Raw genomic sequence first — 23498 nt, 5'->3', positions numbered from 1 at the left:
CCCCTACTCCCCTACTCCCTCACCTACAGCGACAGCGCCGTCCGAAACTCCTGGGTCGAATTGCGGGCGGGATAAGGCTCTTCCGGCACGGGAACGCCTAGATGGGCGCAAAGCGGGGGCCAGCCGTCGCCGAGCTTGTGGACCAGCAGACGTTCGGCCGGCACGGTATTCAGCACCGCCTCGACATTGTCCCGATAGATCGCGATCGCGTGGGCGCGATCCTGCGGGCGGCCGTCAAAAGCCTGTTTCGAAATGAGCGAGATGCCGAGCGACTCCTGGTCCGTGCTGCCGACGATCGCCGGCAGGATGGTTTTTTCGAAACTCTCCCACCAGCTTTCAGGCGAGCGCCAGGTCAGGATGACGCGCGCCTGCGGATAGATTTCGATCAGCTCGCGCCAGTAATGCGCCGAGGGCCAGTCGACGCAGGATTTATAACCAGCAAAGAGCTTGTCCCAGTCGGGCGCGGCGCCCTTGGCCAGCGCCCGCCAGAGCAGCTTCTGCTCCTCATGCGCCATCACCTCCGACATATGATGGCAAGGGCCGAAACCCAGCATGGTCAGCGCCTCGCGCATCGAATCCGTCCCGGTCCGGCCGAAGCCGGTTCCAATCACCTTGAGCGACATTTCCCCTCCTCCTTCGTTGCGATCAATCTCCCTGGACCACGAGCCGCAGGCGGTTGCCTTCCGGATCGGCGGTCGAGATAATGCGACCGTCCCTTTTCACCGGTATGTCGGCCGCTTCGAGCCTGCGCTCCACGGCGGCGAGCTCCTGCGCGGAGCCAAGCTCGATGGTGAGATGGTCGAGGCCGGCTGCACCCGGCGGCGGCTCGCGCAGCTCGTCGCGCGCCCAGATGTTGAAGGCCACCATATGGGCGCGGCGCGCCGTGCCGCAGTCGAACATGCCGAAGGTCCGGGATTGGATATGCGGCCGGAAGCCGAGCACCCCGAGATAGAATTTCATCAGCATCTCGGGCGCGCGGGCGCGCAAATGGATGTGGCCGATAAAGGCATCCTGCGCCATCTTCGGCTCGACATCGCCGGAGTTGCCTAGGTCGCGCAGCAGGCCCGATACGTCCAGCGGCTCGAGTCCCGAATGCGCGCTGCCGTCGGTGGCAATCAGCGTCACGCGGCCATTGGGCGACACTTCGCGGCGCAGCAAGCGCTGCGGCGTGTCGAAGCAAATCTCGATGCCGTTACCGGAGGGGTCGGAGACATAGAGCGATTCCGAAACCAGGTGATCCTGGGCGCTGAACCGTAGGCCAGATGCCTTGAGGCGGGCGGCCGTATGCGCGAGATCGCGGCGGCTGGTGATATGGAGGGCGACGTGGAAGAGATCGCGCGCCTTCTGGGGCAGCGGTGCCTCCGCGCCGGCATGGAGCACTATCAGCGTCCGGCCGCCGGCGCCAAGCTCCGCCATGGTGGCGTCCTCGCCAAGCAGCGCCAACCCAAGCGCGTCGCGCCAGACATTCAGGGCCGCCGGCACGTCGGTCACCTTGAGATGGACCGGCCCGAGACGGGTCACCGGAGACAGCAATCCATCATCCATCGTAGTCTGTCCGATTGCGGCCAATGACATATTAGCTTCGAATGAATTGCCTGTCGCGCTCCAAGTTCGGGTTGACCCCTTCCCGGCGGGCGGCGACTATTGCGACGGCCGGTTTTCTGGATTGGTTCAGCAGGAGGAGATCGCATGGACGAGACCGAACAGTGGCGCAATATGGCGAGCGCGCCGCAGGACGGCAGCCGCATCCTGGTGACGGTGCGTTCCTCCGAGCAGGGGCCGGCCGAGGTCGACATGGCCTACTGGTCGCGCGCCGACCAGTTCGGCGAGGAAGGCTGGCGGGCGTCGGACTCCTCGCCCGGCCGCATCGTCGAATATGCAGAACCGGAACTCAGATGCTGGATGCCGCTGCCGACCGCAGGACGCGGGACAATGCCCAGCCCGTGGGAGGGAGATGACGTGCCGCTGGTGGACGGGGAGGGAATTTAAGGTCAAGCCCGCCGTGGCTCGGAAGGCCGGCTTTCAAAGCCGCAAGGAGGCGGGTCCTCGCCCGGCATGCCGGCGAGAGAGCGCTGCACGGGCCGACGCTGCCACGGCAAAAAGCCTGCTCACGAGCATTGGTAGACTTATCCTGGGAGCGCCGGGCAACCGTTGCGCTAACTGCTGCTCCAAGTACCGCGCCTGGGCGATGTCGTGACGAAAGATTGCGGGTAGGCCTTGGAGCCGGTAGAAACCGTCATCTTGCCGGAAGGGCCAGTCGGTCGGGCTGAATGGCAGCATTGAGGTTCTCCCACGTTTCAGGTTCGGCCAACTCTCTGGCGCGACCGTGATAAAGCTGGAGATGGCAGCGTGATCGAAACGTGAAAAAGACCGCTTGGGACAGATAGCGGTTGAATTACCAGGGGCGAAGCGAAAGAATTGCCATAATCGTGGCCGGGGCCGAACTCAATGAAAGGGCCTCATCTTTATCTTCTGGGCGGATTTGATCTCGCCGGTACTGGCGCGGCTGCTCCAACCTTGAGCCGCAAGGCACGGGCGATGATGGCCTATCTCGCGCTGCAAGCCGGACAGGCACAATCGCGCGAGAAGCTGGCCGCCCTGCTCTGGAGCCTGAATGGCGAAACCCAGGCCCGGATGAGCCTCAGGCAAGCCGTTTCGGCCATCCGAAAGGCCATGCATAAGTGCGGCAGCGGACGGTTTCTGACGGACGGCGCCAGTGTCGGCCTGTATCTCGACGAGATCGACTTCGATGTCGCCCGGTTCGAGACGCTTGCGACAGAATCGTCGCCGGAACACCTCGAGCAGGCACTCGCCGTCTACCGCGGCGACCTGCTCGACGGTCTTGGCGTGAAAGAGGAGCCGTTCGAAGACTGGCTTCGAATTGAACGCGAGCGGCTGAGAACGATTGCGGTTGCAGCGCTGGACAGACTGGTGGCGCATTACAGCGCGTCGAACGACCTTTCATCCTGTGCGCGGACGGCTGCGCGACTGCTCGCAATGGAGCCTCTGCGCGAAGATATCCACCGGGCATTGATGAGGGCCTATGCCGCGCAGGGCCGCATCAACCTTGCTCTTAAACAGTATGAGCTCTGCCGTGAGGCGCTGGAGAGAGATCTTGGGCTGCAGCCAGAATTGGAAACGCGCCAACTGTACGAGGCTCTGCGGACACGCCGGATGAGTTCATCGCCTCACTCGACACGTCCGGTTGCGGCCGCCGAGCCGGCGGCCGGTTCGGGGGCAAATGCCGGTGGGAGCCTTTCCGGCGGCGAGCCGATGCCATCGACCACCCACTACGTCAAATCGGCAGGAATCAACATCGCCTATCAGGTGACCGGCGAAGGGCCGATTGACCTCATATACGTGCCCGGCTGGGTCTCCAATCTCGACCTTGCCTGGGGCTCGCCGCGCTTCGCGCATGTGCTCAAGCGGCTCGGCACCTTTTCACGCCTGATCCGATTCGACAAACGCGGCACCGGTCTATCCGACCGCAATGTCGGCCTGCCGACGCTGGAAGAGCGTATGGAGGATGTGCGTGCGGTGCTGGACGCAGTCGGCTCCACCCGAGCGGTGCTGTTCGGCAGCTCGGAGGGCGGTCCGATGTGCATGCTTTTCGCCGCCACCTATCCCGAACGTACGTCCGCGCTGGTGCTTAACGGAACCTATGCCAAGGGCACTTGGTCAAAAGAGTATCCCTGGGCCAGAACTGTGGCGCAGGTGGACGACGACGTAGCGGCCGTCGAGAGACAATGGGGCAAGCCAGCCGACATGAGCAACGCAGCGCCGAGCCTGACCGAAAACATGGTCGAACGCGAATGGTTCGCCGCCTATCTCAGGAATTCGGCCTCGCCCGCCGATGCAATCGCGCTCTGGCGCTGGGGTACCGAAGTCGACGTTCGCGACATCCTGCCGGCGATCCGCGTGCCGACGCTGATCGTGCAGAGGACGGGCGATCGCTGGGTGCGCCCAGAGGAAGGGCGATACTTGGCAACCCACATCCAAGGCGCCAGATACGTCGAGCTGGCCGGCAGAGACCACGTGATCTGGGGTGAAGATTGCGACAGTCTGGTTGACGAGATACGAAGCTTCGTCACCGGATCGACATGCCCAAAGACCGTCTCTGCGCTCACCGGATGAGCGGCGGCATGTCGTCGGCAGAACTGCTCATTTCCCATCCGTGGGAAGGTTGGCGGTTCCGACGCCGCGCCAAAAGGGGCGCAGCCCTCAGAACAAGAACGCCGCCGTGGCCGGATCGGGTCCCGTCCGGCCGTCGGCCGAATCCAGACCGTGAACGGTCTGCATGTCGTCCGCGTCCAGCTCGAAGCCGAAGATGTCGAAATTGCCGGCGATGCGCTCCCGGTGGATCGACTTCGGAATGACGACCAGCCCCTCCTGCAGGTGCCAGCGGATGATGACCTGCGCCACCGACTTGCCGTGCTTCTTCGCGATCTTCTCCAGCGTCGGATCGGCCAGCAGCCGGCCGCTGCCCAGCGGGCTCCAGCTCTCGATGCGGATGTTGTGCCTGGCGTGAAAATCGCGCTTGTCACGCTGCTGGAAGCGCGGATGCAATTCGATCTGGTTGACGACCGGCGTCACGCCGGTCTCGCCGATGATGCGCTCCAGATGGTCCTGGTTGAAGTTCGAGACGCCGACAGACTTGATACGGCCGGCCTTCCGCAGTTCGACCAGCGTCTTCCAGGCCTCGACATATTTGTTCTGGCTGGGCACCGGCCAGTGGATGAGAAACAGGTCGATCTGGTCAATGCCGAGCTTCTGCATCGTATCGTCGAAGGCGCGCAGCGCCGCGTCACGCTGATGCGCGCCGTTGCGCAGCTTGGAGGTAATGAACAGCTCGGCGCGCGGGACGCCGGCAGCACGGATCGCCTCGCCGACGCCTTCCTCGTTGCGATAACCCTCGGCGGTGTCGATCAGCCGGTAGCCGGCCTCGATGCCCCAGCGCACAACCTTGGCCGTGATCTCCGGATCGACCTGCCAGACGCCCAGCCCGATCTGCGGGATGGTGGCGCCGTCGTTCAATTTGAGCTGTTCGGGCATGGGAGGTTCCTTTTGGAAGGGAGGGTGGTGCCGACTATGTAGGCCACGGGTCGGGGAATGCCAGTCAGGGAAAGGTTGGCGAGACAGCAATCCCTCTGTCCTGCCGGACATCTCCCCCACGAGGCGGGAGATTAGCAGTTCCCGCGCCTCAGCCCCTCGCCCCGAACCGCAGCCCATCCATCAAGAGCTTCACCAGCCGCCCCGACCGCTCGCGCCAGTCTGGCGTGTTCGGCGCCGAGTAGATGCCGCCCAGCGCATGCATCACATCGGAGGCGTCGACATCGGCGCGGATTTTTCCCGAGGCGGCGGCGGCCTCGATCAGGCTTCGCATGGCGCCAGAGACGCGGCCGGACGTGTCGGAGAACAGCGTCGAGTTGGTGGTGAGCAACAGGCGCAGGCTGGTGGCGAGGCCGCGCTTGGTGGCGATATAGTCGACGAAGCGCTGCATCCAGAGCTCCAGCGCGACATCGGCAGTGTGCTCCCGGGCGAGTTCCTCGGCGGCGTGGCAAAGTCCTTCCACCTCGCGGCGATAGACGACCTCGACCAGATGCTCGCGGGTTGGGAAATGGCGATAAAGCGTGCCGATGCCGACCCCTGCCCGCTTGGCGATCTCTTCCAGCGAGGCGTCGACGCCATCGGTGGCGAAAGCCTGCGCCGCCACCTGGACCAGCCTGTCGCGGTTGCGTTGCGCATCGGCGCGCAGCGGCTTTGGCGCATGCGCGTCGCGCTTCGCTTCAGCGGTCATTTCCTGGTCAGGCACTTTTTTCTCCACCGAACGCAATATGAGGGGTTGAACCATGACCGGCCAGACCCCACGTAAATAAACGGAGGCACCTCCGTTTTAGTGGAGTGCTTTTATCATATAACCAGGGGAAGCGGTATGTCACGTAGAGAAGGACGGGAAGCGCACCCTGGTTGGTGGAGCGCGGCGATGAGGCTGCTGATCTCCCCCCTTGCGGGGTCCGGCAGGACAGAGGGGGGTACTGTCCCGCCAACGTCTCGGCAAGTGACAGGCGCTTCCTTCCTGGCGCTATCTAGCGGATCGCAGAAACGGCAAACGCCTCGTTCCGTCACACCCCCCTCTGCCCTGCCGGGCATCTCCCCCGCAAGGGGGGAGATTAGTCTCCCCGCCGACGGCGCCTTCCTCAAACGTTGCCCTTGCCCCTCCCCTGCCAAGTCCCATTTCCATCCCTAGCGTCCAGCAATCGGAGCCCGACGCCCCATGACCAGCCAGACCATCATCGATCCTCCCGAAGACGGCCATTTCAGGAACGGTCTTGCCGCCAACGGTTCAACCCTTAGTCCCACCACGCTTTCACTCCACCTCATCATCAATGGCCAAGCCCACGCGCTGGAAATCGAACCGCGCGTGACGCTCCTCGATGCGCTGCGCGAACGGCTCCACCTCACCGGCACCAAGAAAGGCTGCGACCAGGGCCAGTGCGGCGCCTGCACCGTGCACGTCGACGGCGAGCGCGTGCTGGCCTGCCTGACGCTCGCGGCCCAAGTCGAAGGGCGCTCGATCACCACCATCGAGGGCCTTGCCGGCGAGGACGGCACGTTGCATGCCGTGCAGGCCGCCTTCCTCGAACAGGATGCCTTCCAGTGCGGTTATTGCACGCCGGGACAGATCATGTCGGCGGTGGCCTGCATCCGCGAGGGCCATGCCGGTTCCGACGATGAGATCCGTGAATACATGGCCGGCAATCTGTGCCGCTGCGGCGCCTATCCGCACATCGTCGCCGCCGTCCGCCAAGCCGCACAGGAGCTGCGCTCGTGAGAGATTTTTCCTATCTACGCGCCGACAGCGTCGAGGCCGCGCGCAACGCCGCCGCTCTTCCGGGCGCCATGCTGCTTGCAGGCGGCACCACGCTCATCGACCTCGCCAAATGCGGCGTCGCCGAACCCTCAACCGTCATCGACATCAGCCACATCGAAGGGCTCAACGCCATCGATGTCACCGCCGACCGCGCCGTGATCGGCGCGCTGGCCAGGATGAGCCATGTCGCCGACCATACTTCCGTGAAGAGCTGCTTCCCGGCCGTATCGGAAGCCCTGTGGCAGGCGGCCTCGGCGCAGTTGCGCAATATGGCGACCATCGGCGGCAACCTGATGCAGCGCACGCGCTGCCCCTATTTCCGCGATCCGCAAAACTTCCCGGCCTGCAACAAGCGCGCGCCCGGCAGCGGCTGCTCGGCGATCGGCGGCGCGACGCGCGGCCATGCGGTGCTCGGCGTCAGCGAGGCCTGCATCGCCACCTATCCGGGCGATCTCGCCGTGGCACTCATCGCCTTCGACGCCGAAGTCGATCTCGGCGGGCGCAAGCTCAAGGTCGAGGACTTCTTCCTTGCGCCGGGCGCCACCGCCGAGCAGGAGCACGACATCCGCCCCGGCGAAGTGATCACCGCAGTAGAGATCCCAGGCTCGGCCGCGGCCAGACGCTCGACCTACATCAAGGTGCGCGACCGCCAGTCCTATGAGTTCGCTGCGGCAAGCGCGGCGGTCGGACTGGAGCTAGAAGGCGACGGCCGCACCATCCGCGACATCCGCGTCGCGCTTGGCGGCGTCGCCACGAAACCGTGGCGGGCGCGCGCCGTCGAAGAGGCGCTGAAAGGCAAGCCGCTCGACGAAGCCACGATCCGCAAGGCGAGCGAGCTCGCCATGGAGGGCGCCGTCGACCATGGCGCCAACCACTACAAGATTGCGCTGGCGCCGCGCGTGATCGCGCGCGCCATTCTCAAATTGGGAGAGACGGCATGACCGTTCATGACATGAAACACGCCGCATCCGACAGCGCGCGCCTCGAAGCGGTCGGCGGGCGGCTGTCGCGCGTCGACGGCCCGGCCAAGATCACGGGCGCGGCGAAATATGCCTTCGAGCAGCAGCTCGAAGGGCTGACGCATGCGGTGCTGGTCGGCGCAACGATTGCCGCCGGCAAGGTGACGGCGATCGACGCCCGCGCGGCCGAGACCGCGCCCGGCGTGCTCGCTGTGCTGACGCCCGACACCATCATGGAATTGAGGGGCGCATCGGACTGGCTCGGCAACCCGCCCTCGCAGCCGACCTACGCGCCGCTCGTGCGCGAGGTCACCTTTTCCGGCCAGCATGTCGCGGCGGTGGTGGCCGAGACATTCGAGCAGGCGGTCGCCGCCGCGGCGCTGGTCAAGGTGTGGTATGACGAGACGCCGGCCATCGTCGACCTGAGCGACGGCAAGGCGGGCGACGGTATCCCGATCGACGCCATGACCAAGGAATGGGGCGACGCTGAAGCCGCTTTCGCCGAAGCGCCTGTGCGCATCTGCGCGGCCTACAACACGCCGCGCGAATTCCAGGCGGCGATGGAGCCGCATGGGCTGATCGCGCGCTGGGAGGGCGACGAGCTGACCATCCGGGAGCCCAGCCAATGGCTCGACGGCATGGCGCGCACCTATGCCGAGTGGTTCGGCCTGCCGTTCGAGAATGTGCGGCTGGTCTCGCCCTATATCGGCGGCGGCTTCGGCTCCAAGGCGCTGGCGCTGGCGCACAGCGCGGTGGCGGCGGCTGCCGCCAGGATGCTCGACCGGCCGGTGAAGCTGGTGCTCACCCGCCCGCAGAATTTTACGTCCTATGGCGGTCGCGCGGCGACGCGTCAGACCATTGCGATCGGCGCCGACAGGGATGGCAAAATCCAGTCGATCGTGCATCGCGGCGTCAACGAGACAGCGGTCGACGGCATGTGGGTTGAGCCGCTCGGGTCGGTCACCTCGATCATGTATGCCACGCCCCACTTCTCCTCGAAGCAGAATGTCGTGCGGGTCAATACGGTGGTGCCGGGCGCAAAACGCGCGCCGGGCGAGAACCCGAGCGCCTTCGGCATCGAAAGCGCCATCGACGAGCTTGCCTATGAGCTCGGTATCGATCCGCTGGAGATGCGGCTGATCAATTATGCCGAGCAGGACCCGCATGCGAAGAAGGCGTGGTCGACACGCCAGTTGCGCGAGGCCTTTGCCGCCGGCGCGGAAGCGTTCGGCTGGGCGAAGCGCAGCAACGCGCCGCGCTCGATGCGCGACGGCCGCCAGCTCATCGGCTGGGGTGTCGCGGCGGGCACCTATCCGGTGCGACGCGCGCATGGCGAGGCGGTGGTGAAGCTGCTTTCCGACGGTTCGGTCGAAGTCGAAAGCTCGTCTATCGACATGGGCCAAGGCACTTACACGATCCTGGCGCAGACCGCCGCCGAGACGCTAGGCGTGCCGGTGGAGCGGGTGTCGGTGAAGCTCGGCGACTCGCATTTCGCCCGCGCCGGCGTCACCGGCGGCTCGCGACTTGCCGGCGTCATGACCGGCGCCGTCCACAAGGCGGCAGGCCAGGCGCTGGACGAGCTGATCGGGCTCGCGCTTTCCGACCCGTGCTCGCCGTTCCAGAAGCTGCAGGCGAACACGCTGCAAGTGAGGGATGGCCGCATCGCCTCGCCGCGCGGCGAAGGGCCGGACCTGTCGATCGCCGACTTCATGATGGCGATCGGCCGCGACCAAATCGAAGCCAAGGGCGACACGCTGCCGGCCAGCACGACGCCGGAAGAGCGCTACAAGAACTACACCACTATAGCCATGTCGATCCCGCACACCGAGGGCGACTATTCGCGCCATTCCTGGTGCGCGCATTTCGTCGAGGTGCGCGTCGACGAGGATTTCGGCACGGTGCGCGTGTCGCGCGTGGTGTCGGCGCTGGATTCGGGCCGGCTCTACAACCCGAAGCTGGCGGAAAGCCAGTGGAAGGGCGGCATCATCATGGGCATCGGCCAGGCGCTGCTCGAGGAAGGCATCGTCGATCGTCGCCACGGCCGCATCGTCAACGGCAATTTCGCCGACTACATGCTGCCGACCAATGCCGATATCCCAGACATCCAGACCATCTCGGTCGGCATCCCCGACCCGCACTCCTCCGCCCTTGGGGGCAAGGGCGTGGGCGAACTGGCAATCGTCGGCATCGCGCCGGCGATTGCCAACGCAGTGTTCCACGCGACGGGGAAAAGGGTGCGGGATCTGCCGATCACGCTGGAGAAGCTGATCTGAGCTCGACGCCAGGGACGGCCCCCCGCCCTGGCCGGCGGCACGTGTCGCGCCGACGGGCCGAGCGCGCGTCGTCATCGTCTCGGCCCGCGCCGGCGGGCGTGAATGCCTTTACGGCACGAACAAAACCCCGGCGCGAGGCCGGGGGTTTGTTCGGTCTGTCAGATCAGAACTTGTAGCTGAGGCCGACCCGCAGATCGTGCGTCTTGAGATCGATGTTCGCAACCGTGCCAGGACCGAACAGCGGCACCGAAACGTCCTTTTTGCCGAAATCGGAGTAGCGATATTCGACGCGCGCGATCCACCTGTCGGTGAAAGCGTGCTCGACGCCGGCTCCAACCGTCCAGCCAAGATGGGTTTCGTCGTGGATCGGTATTGAACCGCTGGTGGCGATCACAGTCATTTCATACTTGGCCGCGGCCACACCCGCGGTGATGTAAGGCAAGGTCCGATCGAAAGCGTAGCCGGCCCGCAGCCGCGCCGAACCCGACCACTTGAGTTCGGTCTTGAGCAACGCACCGGCACCGGTGAAGGTCCCCACCCCATCCACATTGCTGTAAGCAATGTCCGCCTCGGCGCCGAGCACGAAGCGGTTCGCCATTTCCTGATCGAAGCCGATATGGATGCCGCCAATGAACCCATCCGGGTCGAGGGGCGCGTTAACGTCGGCACCCCCAGGGCCAGCGTCGGCGATGAAGAGATTGGACTTTCCGGCGACGTAGCCGAAGTGAGCGCCAGCATAGAGGCCGGACCAGTCGTAGTCGGCGGCAACGGGCAAGGTTTCATTGATGTCCGCCGCCGATGCGATGCCGACAGGCGCCAGAATGAAGACTGTGGCGAGAAGAACCGTTTTCACTGTTTGCTACCCCAATGTTGCTTCCCCAGCCGCGAAATGCTCGGCGGCGATCCGGGTGTCGTCGAGGTTTTGCATTGTTCGCCAGCGGCGTCTTGGGCTGGACCGCACCTGAATTGTCCTGGAGAGCGCCGCAACGCTTTCCCGGTCGGTGTGGCCATACAGCCTCAGTCGATTGCCGGTCTGGACGCAGCGATTGGGTGTGAGTCTACCTGGCACCGCCCGGCGCCGACGAGGAATTCGGCGCGGTCAGCTCAGCGGCGGGCGGCAGCCTGATCAGTTACGAAAGGCATGCCTATGTCCGAAATCAGTTTGACGAGATCGGCTTGGCGCCTCGTGCCGGTCTTGGCGAATATCCGGTTGAGATGGGTCTTCAACGTGTTTTCACTGATGCCGAGCAACGAGGCGCTCCTGGACGCGGGCAATCCGCTGCCGATCCGCAGGAGGACCCGGGCCTCCGCGGGAGTAAGATCGAACAGCGTCGTGAGAACGGCCTCCGGCAGCGGAGAAGAGGACGTCGTGGTCGATACGAAGACGGCAGCACAGGCGGGCCGGAAAGCCGCGCGCGCGGTTCCTTCGGTCAGCGGCAACACATAGGCTACGGCGGGCGGTTGACCCGGCGCTGAAACGGGCAGCCCTATGCCGCGAGAGCCAAGCGAAGCATCTGCGCCGGCGGCGCTGGCTAATGCTTCCGCCAAAGCGCGGGCGACCGCCGGATTCTGCGGTTGGAGCAGGCCCTTCCTGGAAAGAATGGGACCCTGCCCGGAAAACATCCGGTCGGCAGCCCCATTCGCATGCAGGATTGCTCCGTCGGCGCCGGCAAAAACGATAGGCACGGCGAGATGGTCGAGCGCTTCGCGATAGAAATTGGCGGTAATGCGGGTCTGATCGAGCAGATCTCCAATCAGGGAAGCGCGACGCAGATGCGGCGAGAGCAATGCCAGGAACCGCTGCTCTTCAACGGTTATGATACCCCTGTTGGCACGCGTGGTGCAGCCCATGAGACCAATCCGGTCCGGCGTGTGAACGAATTTGGTGATGCAAGCCTCGCGCAATCCCTGCGGTCCGGCCCAATTCTGGAAGAACGGCGTTTGCTGGAGCTCGGCCTCGCTCATATGCGACAGCGTCGCAACAGGCGTATCGATGTCGCCAACGACCGCGGCTTTCAATCCAGGAATTTCGTCAAAGTCATAATCTTCCTGGAGCGCGCGCATTTGCACCGGATCCCAAGCTGATTGAGCCGCGAAACGGCCCTGATTGTCAGCAGTGCTGGCCAGCGCGACAGTGGTATAGGCAGCGTCGACAGCTTCGGTGACACGGGTCATCACTCCGGTCCAGCCTTCCGGATTCAAAACGCAATCATAAATTTCACCGATAATCGAATAAAGGACTTCGCTGCTAAGCCTTTCCACCGTTTCTCCTAATCCAGGCATGCCCCGCCCCTCACAGGATGGATGGCGGGCAAAAATGAAACCAGCACTTTGACAGCGGCCCGGTGCAAGGACACCGATCCCGCCTGGAGGATTTTGCTGGCGTCATACTTTCGGGTGACGCCAAGCGTGGTTGGGCTCGATTAAGGGGCTCAATCAGCTGAACGCCGACCGCTCAATGTTGCTGGTAATTCCTGGAATGGAAAGTGTCGCGTTCGATTTTTTTTGAGACTGCGGGTTTTAGCGGGCGCTTCCTTGTCACGAAAGACGGTGTTTTCATCGGCTCGCCGGTTGAGGTCTTGATGCTGTTACGATGCAGGCAGGGGAACGTGCTTGCAGTATGAGGGATGCTTGCACAGGATTATCTACAATTCCAGCGACCTGATCGTCGGCGAACAAATCCAGAAAGAGCAGTGGATCTCAACGCTGTCATCCGGTTACGCCCGTCTGCGTGCCGATCCGGCCGTCGGCAGATCGTTCGAAGGCGAACTCAGGATTGTTCGAACTTGCGACGTTTCGGTGGGCACGATCCACGGCACTGTCAAATCGATATCGAGAACCACTGAAGACATTGTGGCCCAGAGTACCAACAATGTCGTGTTGCTTCTCAACGCCGGACACTCCGCGCTCAGCGTCGACCAGTCGGGAAGGAGCGTCGATCTGAGTCCAGGCGCGTCCGTTCTTGTCGAGCAGAGCGCTCCGTCAATCATCCGAGTGAGCGACGGACAATGCGGCCTGATCGCCGTGCAGACCGATCGCGAACGCGTGCATCAGCGATGTGCAGGGTTTGAGGATCGCCTGATGACGGCCGTGTCTAGCTCCATGATGATCAACGCCCTTGTTCGTGCCTATGTCGGCGTTCTGGCCCATGAGAAAGAAGCCGAGTCTCAACTGACCATGCAGTTCGTGGCCGATCATATTGCCGATCTGATCGCCGCCACCGCTTCCCCTACCGCACCTGTGACGGCGGACGACAATGCGGACGCGCGAGGTCTACGTGCGGTACGGACGCAAGCGATTCTGACTAAAATTCGCAGCGGCTTCACCGATCCAGAAATCTCCGCGCAAGGCGTCGCAAAAGAGCTCGGCCTGTCGGCGCGCTATGTCCAGGATCTGCTGCAGGAGACAGGCATCAGCTTCTCCGAACGCGTTCTCGAACTGCGCTTGCAGTACGCGCACAGGATGCTCTCGCAAAGGCACAACGACGCCTTGCGCGTCAGCGAAATCGCGCTGATGAATGGCTTCAGCGACGTGTCCTACTTCAATCGCTGCTTCCGCCGCCGCTTCGGCTACACGCCAACAAGCGCCAGATAGAACCGGGCGTCTCCCGAAATCGATCAGGCGACGCGATTTCCGATTTTTCCATTCGCTCTATCTGCTTGTATTAGCCGCATTTTTGCGACGCCAAGCGACGCCGCTTGGCTGCAAAATGCTCGGTGGTGCCAAACCATCACAGCGCGCAGAAAAGAACCGGCATCTCTTTCCAGTCCAATTCCAGTGCGGCGCTGCCCAAGACAATGCCGGGCTCCAATGACATGTCACCTTCAGGGTGAAATGACTTGTCTGTCAGGGGATTAAATGCCGAAGAATGGATTTGAAGGCCGGAAGAAGGCGTTGAAATATCTGGCGTTGACGTCGACGGCGCTGATCGGCCTTGGCCAGCCAAGCGCCACGGCAGCCGAGATCTGGACCGGCACGGCCTCCACGGATTGGTTCACCGCCGGAAACTGGAATCCCGCCGCTGTCCCGACATCGAGCGACGACGTCACCCTCGACGCGGCGTTTCCGCACCCGGCCGTGGTCAATGCGCCGAACGCAGCCGCGCAAAATCTGTTTATTGGCACCATTGCGAGCTACACAGGCTCGCTGACGATTACGAACGGCGGCACGCTTTCCGACACCGCCGGCTATCTCGGCTACGCTTCGAACGCCAACGGCAACGCAAGCGTCGTTGGAGCGGGCTCGTTCTGGAGCAACAGTTCCGACCTTTTCCTTGCCTTGGGCACCGACAGCACCGGCACCCTCACGATCTCAAACGGTGGCGTCGTGAGCGACACCGTGGGCCATGTCGGTTTCGGTCAGGGCACTGGCACGGTCACGGTGGACGGGACCGGCTCGACCTGGACCAACAGCGGCGATCTGTACATCGCCGAACGTGGCGTCGGCACACTGGACATCATCAATGGCGGCGCGGTCAACAACGCCACGGGCAGCATCGGTACGCATGCAGGCTCCAACGGCATGGTGACGGTCGACGGCGCGGGGTCGACCTGGACAAACTCTTCCCACCTGTACGTCGGAGATCAGGGCACCGGCGCGCTGAACATCTCGAGCGGCGGCAAGGTCAGCAATCTGAGCGGCATTCTAGGCAACCTGGCGGGCTCCACTGGCACAGCAACTGTCGACGGTGCTGGTTCGACCTGGGCGAACGCGGCCCTTGCGGTTGGAAACGCGGGCTTCGGCGCGCTGGAGATCACCAATGGCGGCGCAGTCACCAGTTCGGTGGGCTATGCCGGCTATGCCGCAGGCTCCAAAGGCCTGGTGACGGTCGATGGTGCCGGCTCGGCCTGGACCAACACTTCGGACCTCTTCATCGGCTTCCAGGGCCAGGGTGCGCTGACGGTCTCGAATGGCGGCGCGGTCAGCAACACCATCGGTATGATCGGCGCGCAGACGGGCTCTGTCGGCACAGCGGTGGTCACCGGTGCCGGCTCGACCTGGACCAGCAGTTCGAACTTCTATGTCGGCGATAGCGGCACCGGTGTGCTGACGATCGGAAATGGTGGCGCGGTCAGCAATGGTGAGGGCAATATCGCCGCGCAGGCAGGCTCGACCGGCATCGCGTTCGTCGATGGCGCCGGCTCGACCTGGACAAACAGCTCCAACCTGATGGTGGGCGATTTCGGTAACGGCACCCTGGCGATCTCTCACGGCGCCGTTGTCAGCAACACTTGGGCCGCTGTCGGCGCGAAGGCGGGCTCCATCGGCATGGTGTTCGTCGACAACGCCGGCTCGACCTGGACCAACAGCGGGGATCTGTTTGTCGGCGATTATGGCACCGGCACGCTCGCGGTCTCGCATGGCGCGGTCAGCAACGGCTCTGCGATCATAGGCGCGAAGGCGGGCTCGACGGGCATGGCGTTTGTTGATGGCGTCGGGGCGACCTGGACTAACAGTTCCAACCTCTATGTTGGCGCAGACGGCACCGGCACGGTGGCGATCTCAAACGGCGGTAAGGTCGCCAGCAACGCCGGCTATCTGGCTTTTGATGCCGGATCCATGGGTACTGCAATGGTCAGCGGCGCGGGCTCAAGCTGGACCAGCAGCAGCCTCCTTTTTGTCGGTCATCGTGGTACCGGCTCATTGAACGTCTCGAACGGCGGCACGGTCAGCAACACAGATGGCTATCTGGGAGCTAGTGCCGGGTCCATCGGTACCGCAACGGTCAGCGGCCCTGGCTCGACATGGACCAATAGCGGAGATCTCTATGTCGGCAGTATTGGTACAGGCACACTGACGATCTCGAATGGCGGCGCGGTGTCGACCGGCGGCGCGGTCAACATCGCCTTCCTGGCGGGCTCCGTCGGCACGCTGAACATCGGTGCGGCGAGCGGATCGCCAGCGGCGGCCGCGGGCACGCTCAATGCGGCAAGTGTCCAGTTCGGACCGGGTGCGGGCGCAATCAACTTCAACCACACCGACACGAACTACACCTTCGCGTCGGCGATCGGCGGTGCCGGCACGATCAACCAGATCGCCGGCAACACGAATCTCACCGCCGATTCCAGCGCCTTCACCGGCGCGACCAACGTGAGCGGCGGGCGGCTGGCCGTGAACGGTTCGCTGGCGAATTCGCTGGTGACGATCTCGGGCGGCATACTGGGCGGCAACGGCACGGTGGGCGGAATCGCGGCGCATTCCGGCGGCATCATCGCGCCGGGCAATTCGATCGGCACGCTCAATGTGGCGGGCGACGTCGATCAGGCGGCCGGCTCAATCTATCAGGCCGAACTGACCTCGGCCGGTCAGTCCGATTTGATCCAGGCGACCGGCGCAGCGACGATCGCCGCCGGATCGGTGCTCGACGTGGTCAAGACGGATGCCGCGCCTTACGTAGCGGGCACACATTACACGGTGCTGCAAGCCGACGGTGGCGTCGCCGGAAACTACGCGCTCACCGGCGATATCGGCACGGCTTTCCTCGGCCTCGTCGACAGCTATGACGCCAATCACGTCTATCTCGATGTGGTCCAAAAGACCTTCGCTCAGGTTGGCCTGACGCCGAACCAGATCGCCACCGGCGGTGGCGCCGAAAGCCTGGGGGCTGGTAATCCGCTCTACGACGCAATCGCCGTGCTGCCGACAGAGGCAACTGCCCAAGCGGCCTTCGACCAGCTTTCCGGCGAAATTCACGCCTCGGCCAAGGGCATGCTCCTCGATGACAGCCGCTTCATCCGCGACGCCGCCACCAGGCGGATCAGCGCTGCGTTCGGCGATGCCGACGCAGCCGCATTACCGGTCATGGCCTATGGTGAGGGCGGCCCCGAAATGGTCGCGGCCGACACCGATCGCTTCGCCGTCTGGGGCCAAGCCTTCGGCTCGTGGGGACATACCGGCAGCGAGGGCAATGCCGCCGCCTTCGATCGTTCGACCGGCGGCCTCCTGGTCGGCGCCGATAGCCTGGTCGGGGACTGGCGCGTCGGTGCCATAGGCGGCTACAGCCATTCGACTTTCGACGCTAACGCTCGCCGTTCCAGCGGCGCCGGCGACAATTACCATCTCGGGCTCTACGGGGGCACTAACTGGGGCGCCATCGCCTTCCGCACCGGCGCCGCCTACAGCTGGAACAGCATCTCGACAAAGCGCGCGGTTGCCTTCGATGGCTTCGCCGATCAACTGTCGGCCGACTACGACGCCGGCACGGCACAGGTGTTCGGCGAACTCGCTTACAAGGCCGATGCCGGGCGCTTCAAGTTCGAGCCCTTCGCCAATCTCGCCTATGTCAGCGTGCACACCGACGGCTTCACCGAGAAAGGTGGCGGTGCAGCCCTAACCAGCGCAAGTTCAACCACCAACGCGACCTTCACCACGCTCGGGCTACGCACCTCGACCGGCCTGACGCTGGGCAACATCGAGGCGACCGCGCGTGGCACGCTCGGCTGGCGCCATGCCTTCGGCGATGTCACGCCGACTTCGACTTTCGCCTTCGCCGGCGGCGATGCCTTTACCATCGCCGGCGTACCTATCGCCAGGGACAGCGTGGTGATCGAGGCCGGTTTCGACCTGCCGATCTCGGCCAATGCCACGCTCGGCCTGTCCTACACCGGTCAGTTCGGCTCCCATAACGCCGACAACGGCGCCAAGGCCTACCTCGACGTCCAGTTCTGATGGCGAGAGGTGAGAAGGATCGGGAGTAGCATGAGAACGCTCGGTCGACGGAGCGCCCCCGCCGGCCGAATACGGCAAGGGCTCGGGCGGCGAGGCGGATTGAAGCTCCCACATCTTCCTGTCAGGGAAGTCGGCTTCAGGGAGACCGAGAGATTCATCGCTTTCGCCCACTCCAGCGTCGGCTCTTCCTACCAATCCAAGCCGAACACCAGCTTGCCGAAATGCAGGCCGCCGGCGGCCATGTAGGTGTAGGCTTCGGTCGCCTCGTTTTGTGAAAACACCTTGTCGACGACCGGCTCGATCCGGGCGGCGCCGATGGCACGGGCAGCGTCGCGCAGGTCCGAGACCGACCCGGTGTTGTTGCCCACCACCTTCAGCGCCTTGATGATGATCGGCAGCAGATTGACCGTGGGCTCGGCGCCGGTGACGAAGCCGATGGTGAACAGCGTGCCGCCGGGCGCGGTGGCGTTGACGGCGCGCGCGAAGGTGGCGGTGCCGCCGGTCTCGACGACGAGGTCGGCGCCGAGGCCATCGGTCAGTTCCAGCACCTTGCCGTCCCAATCCGGTGTCGCGCGGTAATTGATCAGGTGATCGGCGCCGAGTGCCTTGGCCCGCTCGAGCTTCTCGTCCGAGGACGACGTGATGATGACGGTGGCCCCGGCCGCCTTGGCAAGCTGCAGGGTGAAGATCGAGACGCCGCCCGTGCCGAGCAGCACGACGACGGAGCCCGGCCCGACATCGGCGGCGCGGATGGCGTTCCACGCGGTGGTGCCGGCGATCGGCAAGGTCGAGGCCGCCCCGAAGGAGAGATGCGCCGGGACCGGCACGACCGAGTTGGCCGGCAGCGCGACATATTCGGCCAGCGACCCGGGCAACGAGATGCCGCGCATCTGCGTCATCTCGTGGGGACGCGGCCGGCCGCCGATCCAGCGCGGCTTGGCGTGGGCAACAACGCGGTCGCCAGTTTTGAATGTCGTCACGCCCTCGCCCAGCGCGACGATCTCGCCGGCGCCGTCGGCGACGGGAACGAGCGGAAACACCGGGCCGGGATAATTGCCGCTCGCAACGGCGACATCGACGAAGTTCAGGCTCGCCGCACGCTGGCGGATCAGCACCTCGCCGCGTTGCGGTTCGGGCGTGGCGATGCTGGCGGCGCGGAAGGCGTCGAGCCGGGGTTGGCTGAGTTCGATGGCTTTCATGGGTTCACTCCGTGCATGGTCGATGGACGATTGAGCGAACCTAGCTGCTGCGCTACTACTCGATAATCGTTGGACTTTGCATTTGAGTATTGCAAATCATGCAGCAATCAGTTGAGCCCTCCGCCCTTGCCGAAATGGCGGCCTTCGCGGCCGTCGCCGAGGCGTGCTCCTTCACCAGGGCGGCAGCGAGGGTCGGGCGCGACGCGACCATCCTGTCGCGCCGTCTCCAATCGCTGGAAGAGCGGCTGGGGGTGCGGCTGCTCCACCGCACCACGCGCAGCGTGTCGCTTACCGAGGCGGGCGCGGAATTCCTGTTGCGCGTACGCGCCATCCTGGCCTCGGTCGACGAGGCCGAGGCGGCTGCATCGGCGCATGCCGCCGGCGGGCCGCGCGGCCTGCTCAAGCTGGCGCTGCCCGGGACCTTCGGGCGCATGTGGATCGGGCCGCTCTTGCCGCAATTCCTGGCGGAGTTCCCCGAGGTCCACATCGAGGCAGAGTTCTCCAACCGCTTCGCCGATCTCGTCGCCGAGAATTTCGACGTCGCCGTACGGCTGGGCAGCCTGGAGGACTCGCGCCTGGTGGCGCGCAAGGTGGCGACGCGGCGCCGGCTGCTTTGCGCCGCGCCCTCCTACCTCGCCAGAAGGGGCAGGCCGGAAACGCCGCAGGCGCTGCTGGAGCATAGCTGCCTGGGTTTCTCCGGCTTCCAGACCTTTCCGGCCTGGGAGATGACCGACCGCGAGGGCCGGCGCGTGCGCATCGAGGTTTCGGGGCCGTTGGTCAGCGATGACGCCGAGGTGCTGGTCGAGGCCGCCGTGCAGGGTGTCGGCCTGATGATGAGCACCGACTGGCTGGTGGGGCGCGAGCTCGCCGACGGCCGGCTGGTGCCGATCCTGGAAGACTGGACACTTGCCGACGAGGGCGCGGTCTATGTCGTCATGCCCTCGGCCAAGGGTCAGGCCGCCAAGACCCGCGCCTTCGCCGACTGGATCGGCAAGCGCTTCGCGCCTGAGCCGCCGTGGCGAAAGTAAGCGCGAGTTAGCCGGGCATTCGCGCCGGCGATCCCGAACGCCGCGTTCGCAGGACAAGGTTTCTCGCTCCAGAAGGGGATAGCCAGAAGGGGATAGCCAGTTCCGGCGACCGCGCCCTACCCTTTAGCCGCCAGCAAATTCGCATCCCGCGCCAGCCGCCAGCGGCCGTCATTCTCCTTGCGCAGCAGCGTCAGCGTATAGCCGGACCGCCGCACCGGCTCGCCGCCGGGCGGTGTCGCCGTCATTTCGATGCGGTTGCGGATATAGGCCCAGTCGCCGAGCAGATTGAGCTCGACGATCTCGCTATCACCGTCGATCTTGGTCTCGCCCATGCTCCTGGAGGCCGCGGCGAAGGCTTCCTTGCCGAAGGGCTCCTTGCCGGGAACCATGAAGACGACATCGTCCGTCATCAGACCAAGCACGGTCTCCAGATCGCCTTTCCGGCTCGCCGCCATCCAGGTCTCGACCACCTGGCGGATCGCGGTTGCGTCATCGGTCATCGCTTTACCTCCTTGCAATCGTCGGCGGTCGGATTTGTCGTCAAACCTGGTGCAATCGCCGTCGCCGGCAACGCCGCGGACGAACCCGAGCGCTATCGCCCGCGTTTTGCGACGAAGGAGGTCGCCCGGTTGCGCATGGCAGGCCTAAACTTCCGCAATGAAATCGTGACGAGGCCGGGCGGCTCGCAGATCTTGCTGGTCGACTCTTTGGCAATCTGCTGGAATTGTTCGAGCCGGCCAAGAGCACTTAAGCGAGATCCATTCAGGAGAGATTGGCCGCTCGCCGACTTTCGCCAATCTCTATATGATGCCCGCCACGGTGGGGATCGACCATGAAAAGCGCACTGGCAATCGTCACACTTGCCCTTCTAGCCACCCCTTCCGCCCATGCCGCGCCTTGCGCCTGGTCCGCCCGGATGGAGGAGGACGAAGGCGGCAGCGTGATGACGGCTTCCGTGTGCGGCGGGCCGAAGGGCGATGCGCGTCTGATGCTGGCCTGCTTCGATAAGCCGGTGCTGAGCTATGATCTCGGCGCCGCGGGCGGGCAGCTGGAGCCCGGCATCGGCGGATCCTTCACCTTCAAGGCCGGCGGCAAGAGCGTGACCAAAAAGCTCGAGCTCGAGGCGATGTACAATTACTTCACGGCAGACCTGTCCGGCCCTTCCGACCCGTTGCTGGCGCTGCTGCGGGGAAAGGGCGAGGTGACGATCTCGGCCGACAAATACGGCACGGCGAGCTTTCCGCTGAAAGGCTCAGGTGCTGCGATCGGCAAGGTGCTGGCAGAATGCGGCAAGGGTTCGGGCGGCGGGGCTGATTGACTCTGCCGACGAGGGAAGACCGGCAGCGTCAATGCCTCATTTGCCCTGGCCCTTCATGAACTGCCCGAGCAATTCCACCGGCAGCGGGAATACCACCGTGGACGAGCGCTCGCCGGCGATGTCGTGCAGGGCCTCGAAATAGCGCAGCTGCATGGCCTGCGGCTCGGCCGCAACCATCCGGCCGGCCTCGACCAGCTTCGCCGCCGCCTGCTGCTCGCCGTCGGCGTTGATCACCTTGGCGCGGCGCAGCCGCTCGGCCTCGGCCTGCTTGGCGATGGCGCGGATCATGCTTTCATTCAGGTCGACATGCTTGATCTCGACATTGGAGACCTTGATGCCCCAGGCATCGGTGCGCTGGTCGAGGATCTCCTGGATGTCGCTGTTGAGCTTGTCGCGTTCGGCCAGCATCTCGTCGAGCTCGTGCTTGCCGAGCACCGAGCGCAGCGTGGTCTGCGCCAGCTGGTTGGTGGCGGCCATGAAATCCTCGACCTGGATGATTGCCCGCTCGGCGTCGACGATGCGGAAATAGAGCACGGCGTTGACCTTGACCGAGACGTTGTCGCGCGAGATGACATCCTGCGGCGGCACGTCCTGCACCACCACGCGCAGGTCGACCCGCACCATCTGCTGGACGAAAGGGACGAGGATGATGAGACCGGGGCCCTTGACCCCGGTGAAGCGGCCGAGCGTGAAGACCACGCCGCGTTCATATTCCCTCAGGATGCGGATGGCCGCCGCCAGGAAGATGATCACCAGCAGGGCAATGATGAGATAGGCCACGTAACCGACCATCATTTCACTCCGTTGTTGCTCGCATCGCGACGCCGCACGGTCAGCACGAGGTCGCTGACGTCGGTCACCTCAACGCTGTCGCCGGGTGCGACCGGTTCGTCGGCCCTCGCCCGCCAACGCTCGCCCAAAGCCAGCACATGGCCCTCGCCGCCCTGCCAGTCGACGATCTCGACGGGCAGGCCGCGCATCGCCTCGCCGCCGACGCGCGGCGGTTTCCTGCGCGCCGCCCAGACATAGGTTCCGGTGAGCAGCGCCAGCCCGAGCGTCAGCACGGCGGCGGGGCCGATGACCGCCCACGACATGGCAAAGCCCGGCCCTTCGATCCTGAGCAGCATGGCCGAGCCGAGCAGGAAAGCGGCGACGCCGCCCAACCCCAGAACCACGGTGGGGTTGAAGGCCTCGATGATCAGGAAGGCGATGCCGAGCACCATCAGCGCCAGGCCGGTATAGTTGATCGGCAAGAGGTTGAGCGCATAGAGCCCGAGCACCAGGCAGATGGTGCCAATGACACCGGGCGCCACGGCGCCTGGGCTGGTGAACTCGAAGACGAGGCCATAGACGCCGACCAGCATCAGGATGACGGCGGTGTTCGGGTCGGTGATGACGGAGAGCAGCCGTATAAACCAGCCAGGCTCCAGCGTCTCGACCGGCAGCCCTTTCGTCGCCAGCACTTTCTTGGCGCCGGCGACATCGACGGTGCGCCCGTCGGCAAGCTGTAGCAACTCGGCAGCGTCGCGAGCGACGAAGTCGATGACATGCTCTTGCAGGGCGGCGTTGGCCGACAAGCTCGCTGCCTCGCGCATCGCCTTCTCGCCCCAGTCGCCGTTGCGGCCGCGCATCTCGGCGAGCGAGCGGATGAGCGCGACCGCGTCATTGGTCACCTTGCCATCATCTCGTCGCCGGGCGGCTCGGCGACGCCCTTCTGGTTCTTGTCGTTGTCGCCGCCCGGCAGCGACGGCAGCCCGCCCATCTCGACCGGCGTCGCCGCGCCCAGATTGGTGCCCGGCGCCATCGCCGCGACATGGGTTGCGTAAAGAATGTAGGTGCCGGCGCTCGCCGCATGGCCGCCGGCCGGCGCGACGTAGCCGATAATGGGCACGGGCGAGGCCAAGATGTCGGCGATCATCTCGCGCATCGAGGTGACCAGGCCGCCCGGCGTGTCGAGCTGAAGGATGAGCACTTCGGCGTTGCGTTGAGCAGCAGTATCGAGCGCCTCCTCGAGCTGCCTGGTGCTGGCCGGCCCGATAGCGCCGTCAATGGCAACGCTCAACGCGACCTTCCCGCTCCCGGTCGAGGAGAAGGAAGAAACGGCAGCCGCGGCCAGAAGGGCAACGGCGAAAAGGGCCACCCGCGCGAAGGTCACGCTCGAAGCTCCATGAGCTCAAATATG

General features: G+C 64.7%; 18 protein-coding genes and 1 pseudogene. 9 read left to right on the top strand and 10 right to left on the bottom strand.

Going from position 1 to position 23498, the window contains the following annotated elements:
- Nucleotides 1–23: 23 nt before the first annotated feature.
- Nucleotides 24–623, bottom strand: coding sequence for a sulfotransferase family protein (locus FJ423_RS23710; RefSeq protein ID WP_140845458.1), 600 nt, complete (start codon nucleotides 621–623; stop codon nucleotides 24–26).
- A gap of 22 nt (nucleotides 624–645) precedes the next feature.
- Entirely contained in the window at nucleotides 646–1545 is a 900-nt protein-coding gene (locus tag FJ423_RS23705; protein ID WP_140845457.1) for a VOC family protein, read from the bottom strand.
- A gap of 144 nt (nucleotides 1546–1689) precedes the next feature.
- Here FJ423_RS23705 and FJ423_RS23700 point away from each other — a divergent pair, with 144 nt between their 5' ends.
- Both FJ423_RS23700 and FJ423_RS23695 read left to right on the top strand, forming a co-directional pair.
- Entirely contained in the window at nucleotides 1690–1989 is a 300-nt protein-coding gene (locus FJ423_RS23700) for a hypothetical protein (protein WP_140845456.1), read from the top strand.
- 549 nt (nucleotides 1990–2538) lie between these two features.
- Nucleotides 2539–4134: an alpha/beta fold hydrolase gene (locus tag FJ423_RS23695; protein WP_246680252.1), complete on the top strand. Its 1596-nt coding sequence runs from the start codon at nucleotides 2539–2541 to the stop codon at nucleotides 4132–4134.
- Between the two features lie 87 nt (nucleotides 4135–4221).
- On the opposite strand, the gene FJ423_RS23690 is transcribed toward FJ423_RS23695, so the two are convergent.
- Nucleotides 4222–5052, bottom strand: coding sequence for an aldo/keto reductase (locus tag FJ423_RS23690; protein ID WP_140845454.1), 831 nt, complete (start codon nucleotides 5050–5052; stop codon nucleotides 4222–4224).
- 148 nt (nucleotides 5053–5200) lie between these two features.
- Nucleotides 5201–5797 carry a TetR/AcrR family transcriptional regulator gene (locus FJ423_RS23685; protein WP_140845469.1) on the bottom strand — a complete coding sequence of 199 codons (597 nt, stop codon included), beginning with the start codon at nucleotides 5795–5797 and terminating at the stop codon, nucleotides 5201–5203.
- A gap of 582 nt (nucleotides 5798–6379) precedes the next feature.
- Here FJ423_RS23685 and FJ423_RS23675 point away from each other — a divergent pair.
- Genes FJ423_RS23675 through FJ423_RS23665 form a run of 3 tightly spaced genes read left to right on the top strand, consistent with a single transcriptional unit; the run spans nucleotide 6380 to nucleotide 10103 of the window.
- Nucleotides 6380–6832: a (2Fe-2S)-binding protein gene (locus FJ423_RS23675; RefSeq protein ID WP_318011996.1), complete on the top strand. Its 453-nt coding sequence runs from the start codon at nucleotides 6380–6382 to the stop codon at nucleotides 6830–6832.
- Nucleotides 6829–7812: a xanthine dehydrogenase family protein subunit M gene (locus FJ423_RS23670; RefSeq protein ID WP_140845452.1), complete on the top strand. Its 984-nt coding sequence runs from the start codon at nucleotides 6829–6831 to the stop codon at nucleotides 7810–7812. The genes FJ423_RS23675 and FJ423_RS23670 overlap by 4 nt, the downstream gene beginning before the upstream one ends.
- Complete coding sequence (locus tag FJ423_RS23665) at nucleotides 7809–10103, top strand: xanthine dehydrogenase family protein molybdopterin-binding subunit (protein WP_140845451.1); 2295 nt, start codon at nucleotides 7809–7811, stop codon at nucleotides 10101–10103. Before FJ423_RS23670 ends, FJ423_RS23665 begins: the two co-directional genes overlap by 4 nt.
- Nucleotides 10104–10266: 163 nt before the next feature.
- Here FJ423_RS23665 and FJ423_RS23660 read toward each other — a convergent pair whose 3' ends face one another.
- Together FJ423_RS23660 and FJ423_RS23655 are read right to left on the bottom strand one after the other, a co-directional pair.
- Nucleotides 10267–10956, bottom strand: a complete 690-nt coding sequence (locus FJ423_RS23660) for an outer membrane protein (protein ID WP_140845450.1) — start codon at nucleotides 10954–10956, stop codon at nucleotides 10267–10269.
- Nucleotides 10957–11207: 251 nt separating this feature from the next.
- Nucleotides 11208–12365, bottom strand: a complete 1158-nt coding sequence (locus FJ423_RS23655) for a LuxR C-terminal-related transcriptional regulator (protein ID WP_140845449.1) — start codon at nucleotides 12363–12365, stop codon at nucleotides 11208–11210.
- Nucleotides 12366–12734: 369 nt separating this feature from the next.
- Here FJ423_RS23655 and FJ423_RS34280 point away from each other — a divergent pair, with 369 nt between their 5' ends.
- Nucleotides 12735–13697: an AraC family transcriptional regulator gene (locus FJ423_RS34280; protein ID WP_246680249.1), complete on the top strand. Its 963-nt coding sequence runs from the start codon at nucleotides 12735–12737 to the stop codon at nucleotides 13695–13697.
- A gap of 264 nt (nucleotides 13698–13961) precedes the next feature.
- Nucleotides 13962–17771, top strand: coding sequence for an autotransporter domain-containing protein (locus FJ423_RS23645; RefSeq protein ID WP_140845448.1), 3810 nt, complete (start codon nucleotides 13962–13964; stop codon nucleotides 17769–17771).
- Nucleotides 17772–17959: 188 nt separating this feature from the next.
- Here FJ423_RS23645 and FJ423_RS23640 read toward each other — a convergent pair whose 3' ends face one another.
- Nucleotides 17960–18970, bottom strand: coding sequence for an NAD(P)-dependent alcohol dehydrogenase (locus tag FJ423_RS23640; RefSeq protein WP_140845447.1), 1011 nt, complete (start codon nucleotides 18968–18970; stop codon nucleotides 17960–17962).
- 98 nt (nucleotides 18971–19068) lie between these two features.
- On the opposite strand from FJ423_RS23640, the gene FJ423_RS23635 reads away from it, so the two are divergent.
- Nucleotides 19069–19998: a LysR family transcriptional regulator gene (locus tag FJ423_RS23635; protein ID WP_140845446.1), complete on the top strand. Its 930-nt coding sequence runs from the start codon at nucleotides 19069–19071 to the stop codon at nucleotides 19996–19998.
- A 116-nt stretch (nucleotides 19999–20114) separates the two neighbouring features.
- Here the strand turns inward: FJ423_RS23635 and FJ423_RS23630 are convergent, their stop codons facing one another.
- On the bottom strand, nucleotides 20115–20498 hold the full coding sequence (locus FJ423_RS23630; protein ID WP_140845445.1) for an SgcJ/EcaC family oxidoreductase: 384 nt from the start codon (nucleotides 20496–20498) through the stop codon (nucleotides 20115–20117).
- A 332-nt stretch (nucleotides 20499–20830) separates the two neighbouring features.
- Here FJ423_RS23630 and FJ423_RS23620 point away from each other — a divergent pair, with 332 nt between their 5' ends.
- Nucleotides 20831–21316, top strand: coding sequence for a hypothetical protein (locus FJ423_RS23620; protein WP_246680248.1), 486 nt, complete (start codon nucleotides 20831–20833; stop codon nucleotides 21314–21316).
- Between the two features lie 36 nt (nucleotides 21317–21352).
- On the opposite strand, the gene FJ423_RS23615 is transcribed toward FJ423_RS23620, so the two are convergent.
- Entirely contained in the window at nucleotides 21353–22111 is a 759-nt protein-coding gene (locus tag FJ423_RS23615) for a slipin family protein (protein WP_140845444.1), read from the bottom strand.
- A pseudogene (locus FJ423_RS23610) lies at nucleotides 22108–23471 on the bottom strand (nodulation protein NfeD). The gene FJ423_RS23615 and the pseudogene FJ423_RS23610 overlap by 4 nt, the downstream one beginning before the upstream one ends.
- Between the last annotated feature and the right edge of the window lie 27 nt (nucleotides 23472–23498).

Origin of the sequence: Mesorhizobium sp. B2-8-9, assembly GCF_006439475.1 — a bacterium.
Lineage (GTDB): Bacteria > Pseudomonadota > Alphaproteobacteria > Rhizobiales > Rhizobiaceae > Mesorhizobium.
The sequence above is the reverse complement of the archived record's forward strand: the minus strand, read 5'-3'. Positions and strand labels throughout refer to the sequence as shown.

Bases quoted from the DNA above. Each gene is read 5' to 3' on its own strand.
- FJ423_RS23685 (WP_140845469.1), bottom strand. From the start codon at position 5,797: ATGACCGCTGAAGCGAAGCGCGACGCGCATGCGCCAAAGCCGCTGCGC.
- FJ423_RS23635 (WP_140845446.1), top strand. From the start codon at position 19,069: ATGCAGCAATCAGTTGAGCCCTCCGCCCTTGCCGAAATGGCGGCCTTC.
- FJ423_RS23620 (WP_246680248.1), top strand. From the start codon at position 20,831: ATGAAAAGCGCACTGGCAATCGTCACACTTGCCCTTCTAGCCACCCCT.
- FJ423_RS23695 (WP_246680252.1), top strand. From the start codon at position 2,539: ATGATGGCCTATCTCGCGCTGCAAGCCGGACAGGCACAATCGCGCGAG.
- FJ423_RS23690 (WP_140845454.1), bottom strand. From the start codon at position 5,052: ATGCCCGAACAGCTCAAATTGAACGACGGCGCCACCATCCCGCAGATC.
- FJ423_RS23665 (WP_140845451.1), top strand. From the start codon at position 7,809: ATGACCGTTCATGACATGAAACACGCCGCATCCGACAGCGCGCGCCTC.
- FJ423_RS23615 (WP_140845444.1), bottom strand. From the start codon at position 22,111: ATGATGGTCGGTTACGTGGCCTATCTCATCATTGCCCTGCTGGTGATC.
- FJ423_RS23630 (WP_140845445.1), bottom strand. From the start codon at position 20,498: ATGACCGATGACGCAACCGCGATCCGCCAGGTGGTCGAGACCTGGATG.
- FJ423_RS23640 (WP_140845447.1), bottom strand. From the start codon at position 18,970: ATGAAAGCCATCGAACTCAGCCAACCCCGGCTCGACGCCTTCCGCGCC.
- FJ423_RS23705 (WP_140845457.1), bottom strand. From the start codon at position 1,545: ATGGATGATGGATTGCTGTCTCCGGTGACCCGTCTCGGGCCGGTCCAT.
- FJ423_RS23710 (WP_140845458.1), bottom strand. From the start codon at position 623: ATGTCGCTCAAGGTGATTGGAACCGGCTTCGGCCGGACCGGGACGGAT.
- FJ423_RS23645 (WP_140845448.1), top strand. From the start codon at position 13,962: ATGCCGAAGAATGGATTTGAAGGCCGGAAGAAGGCGTTGAAATATCTG.
- FJ423_RS23700 (WP_140845456.1), top strand. From the start codon at position 1,690: ATGGACGAGACCGAACAGTGGCGCAATATGGCGAGCGCGCCGCAGGAC.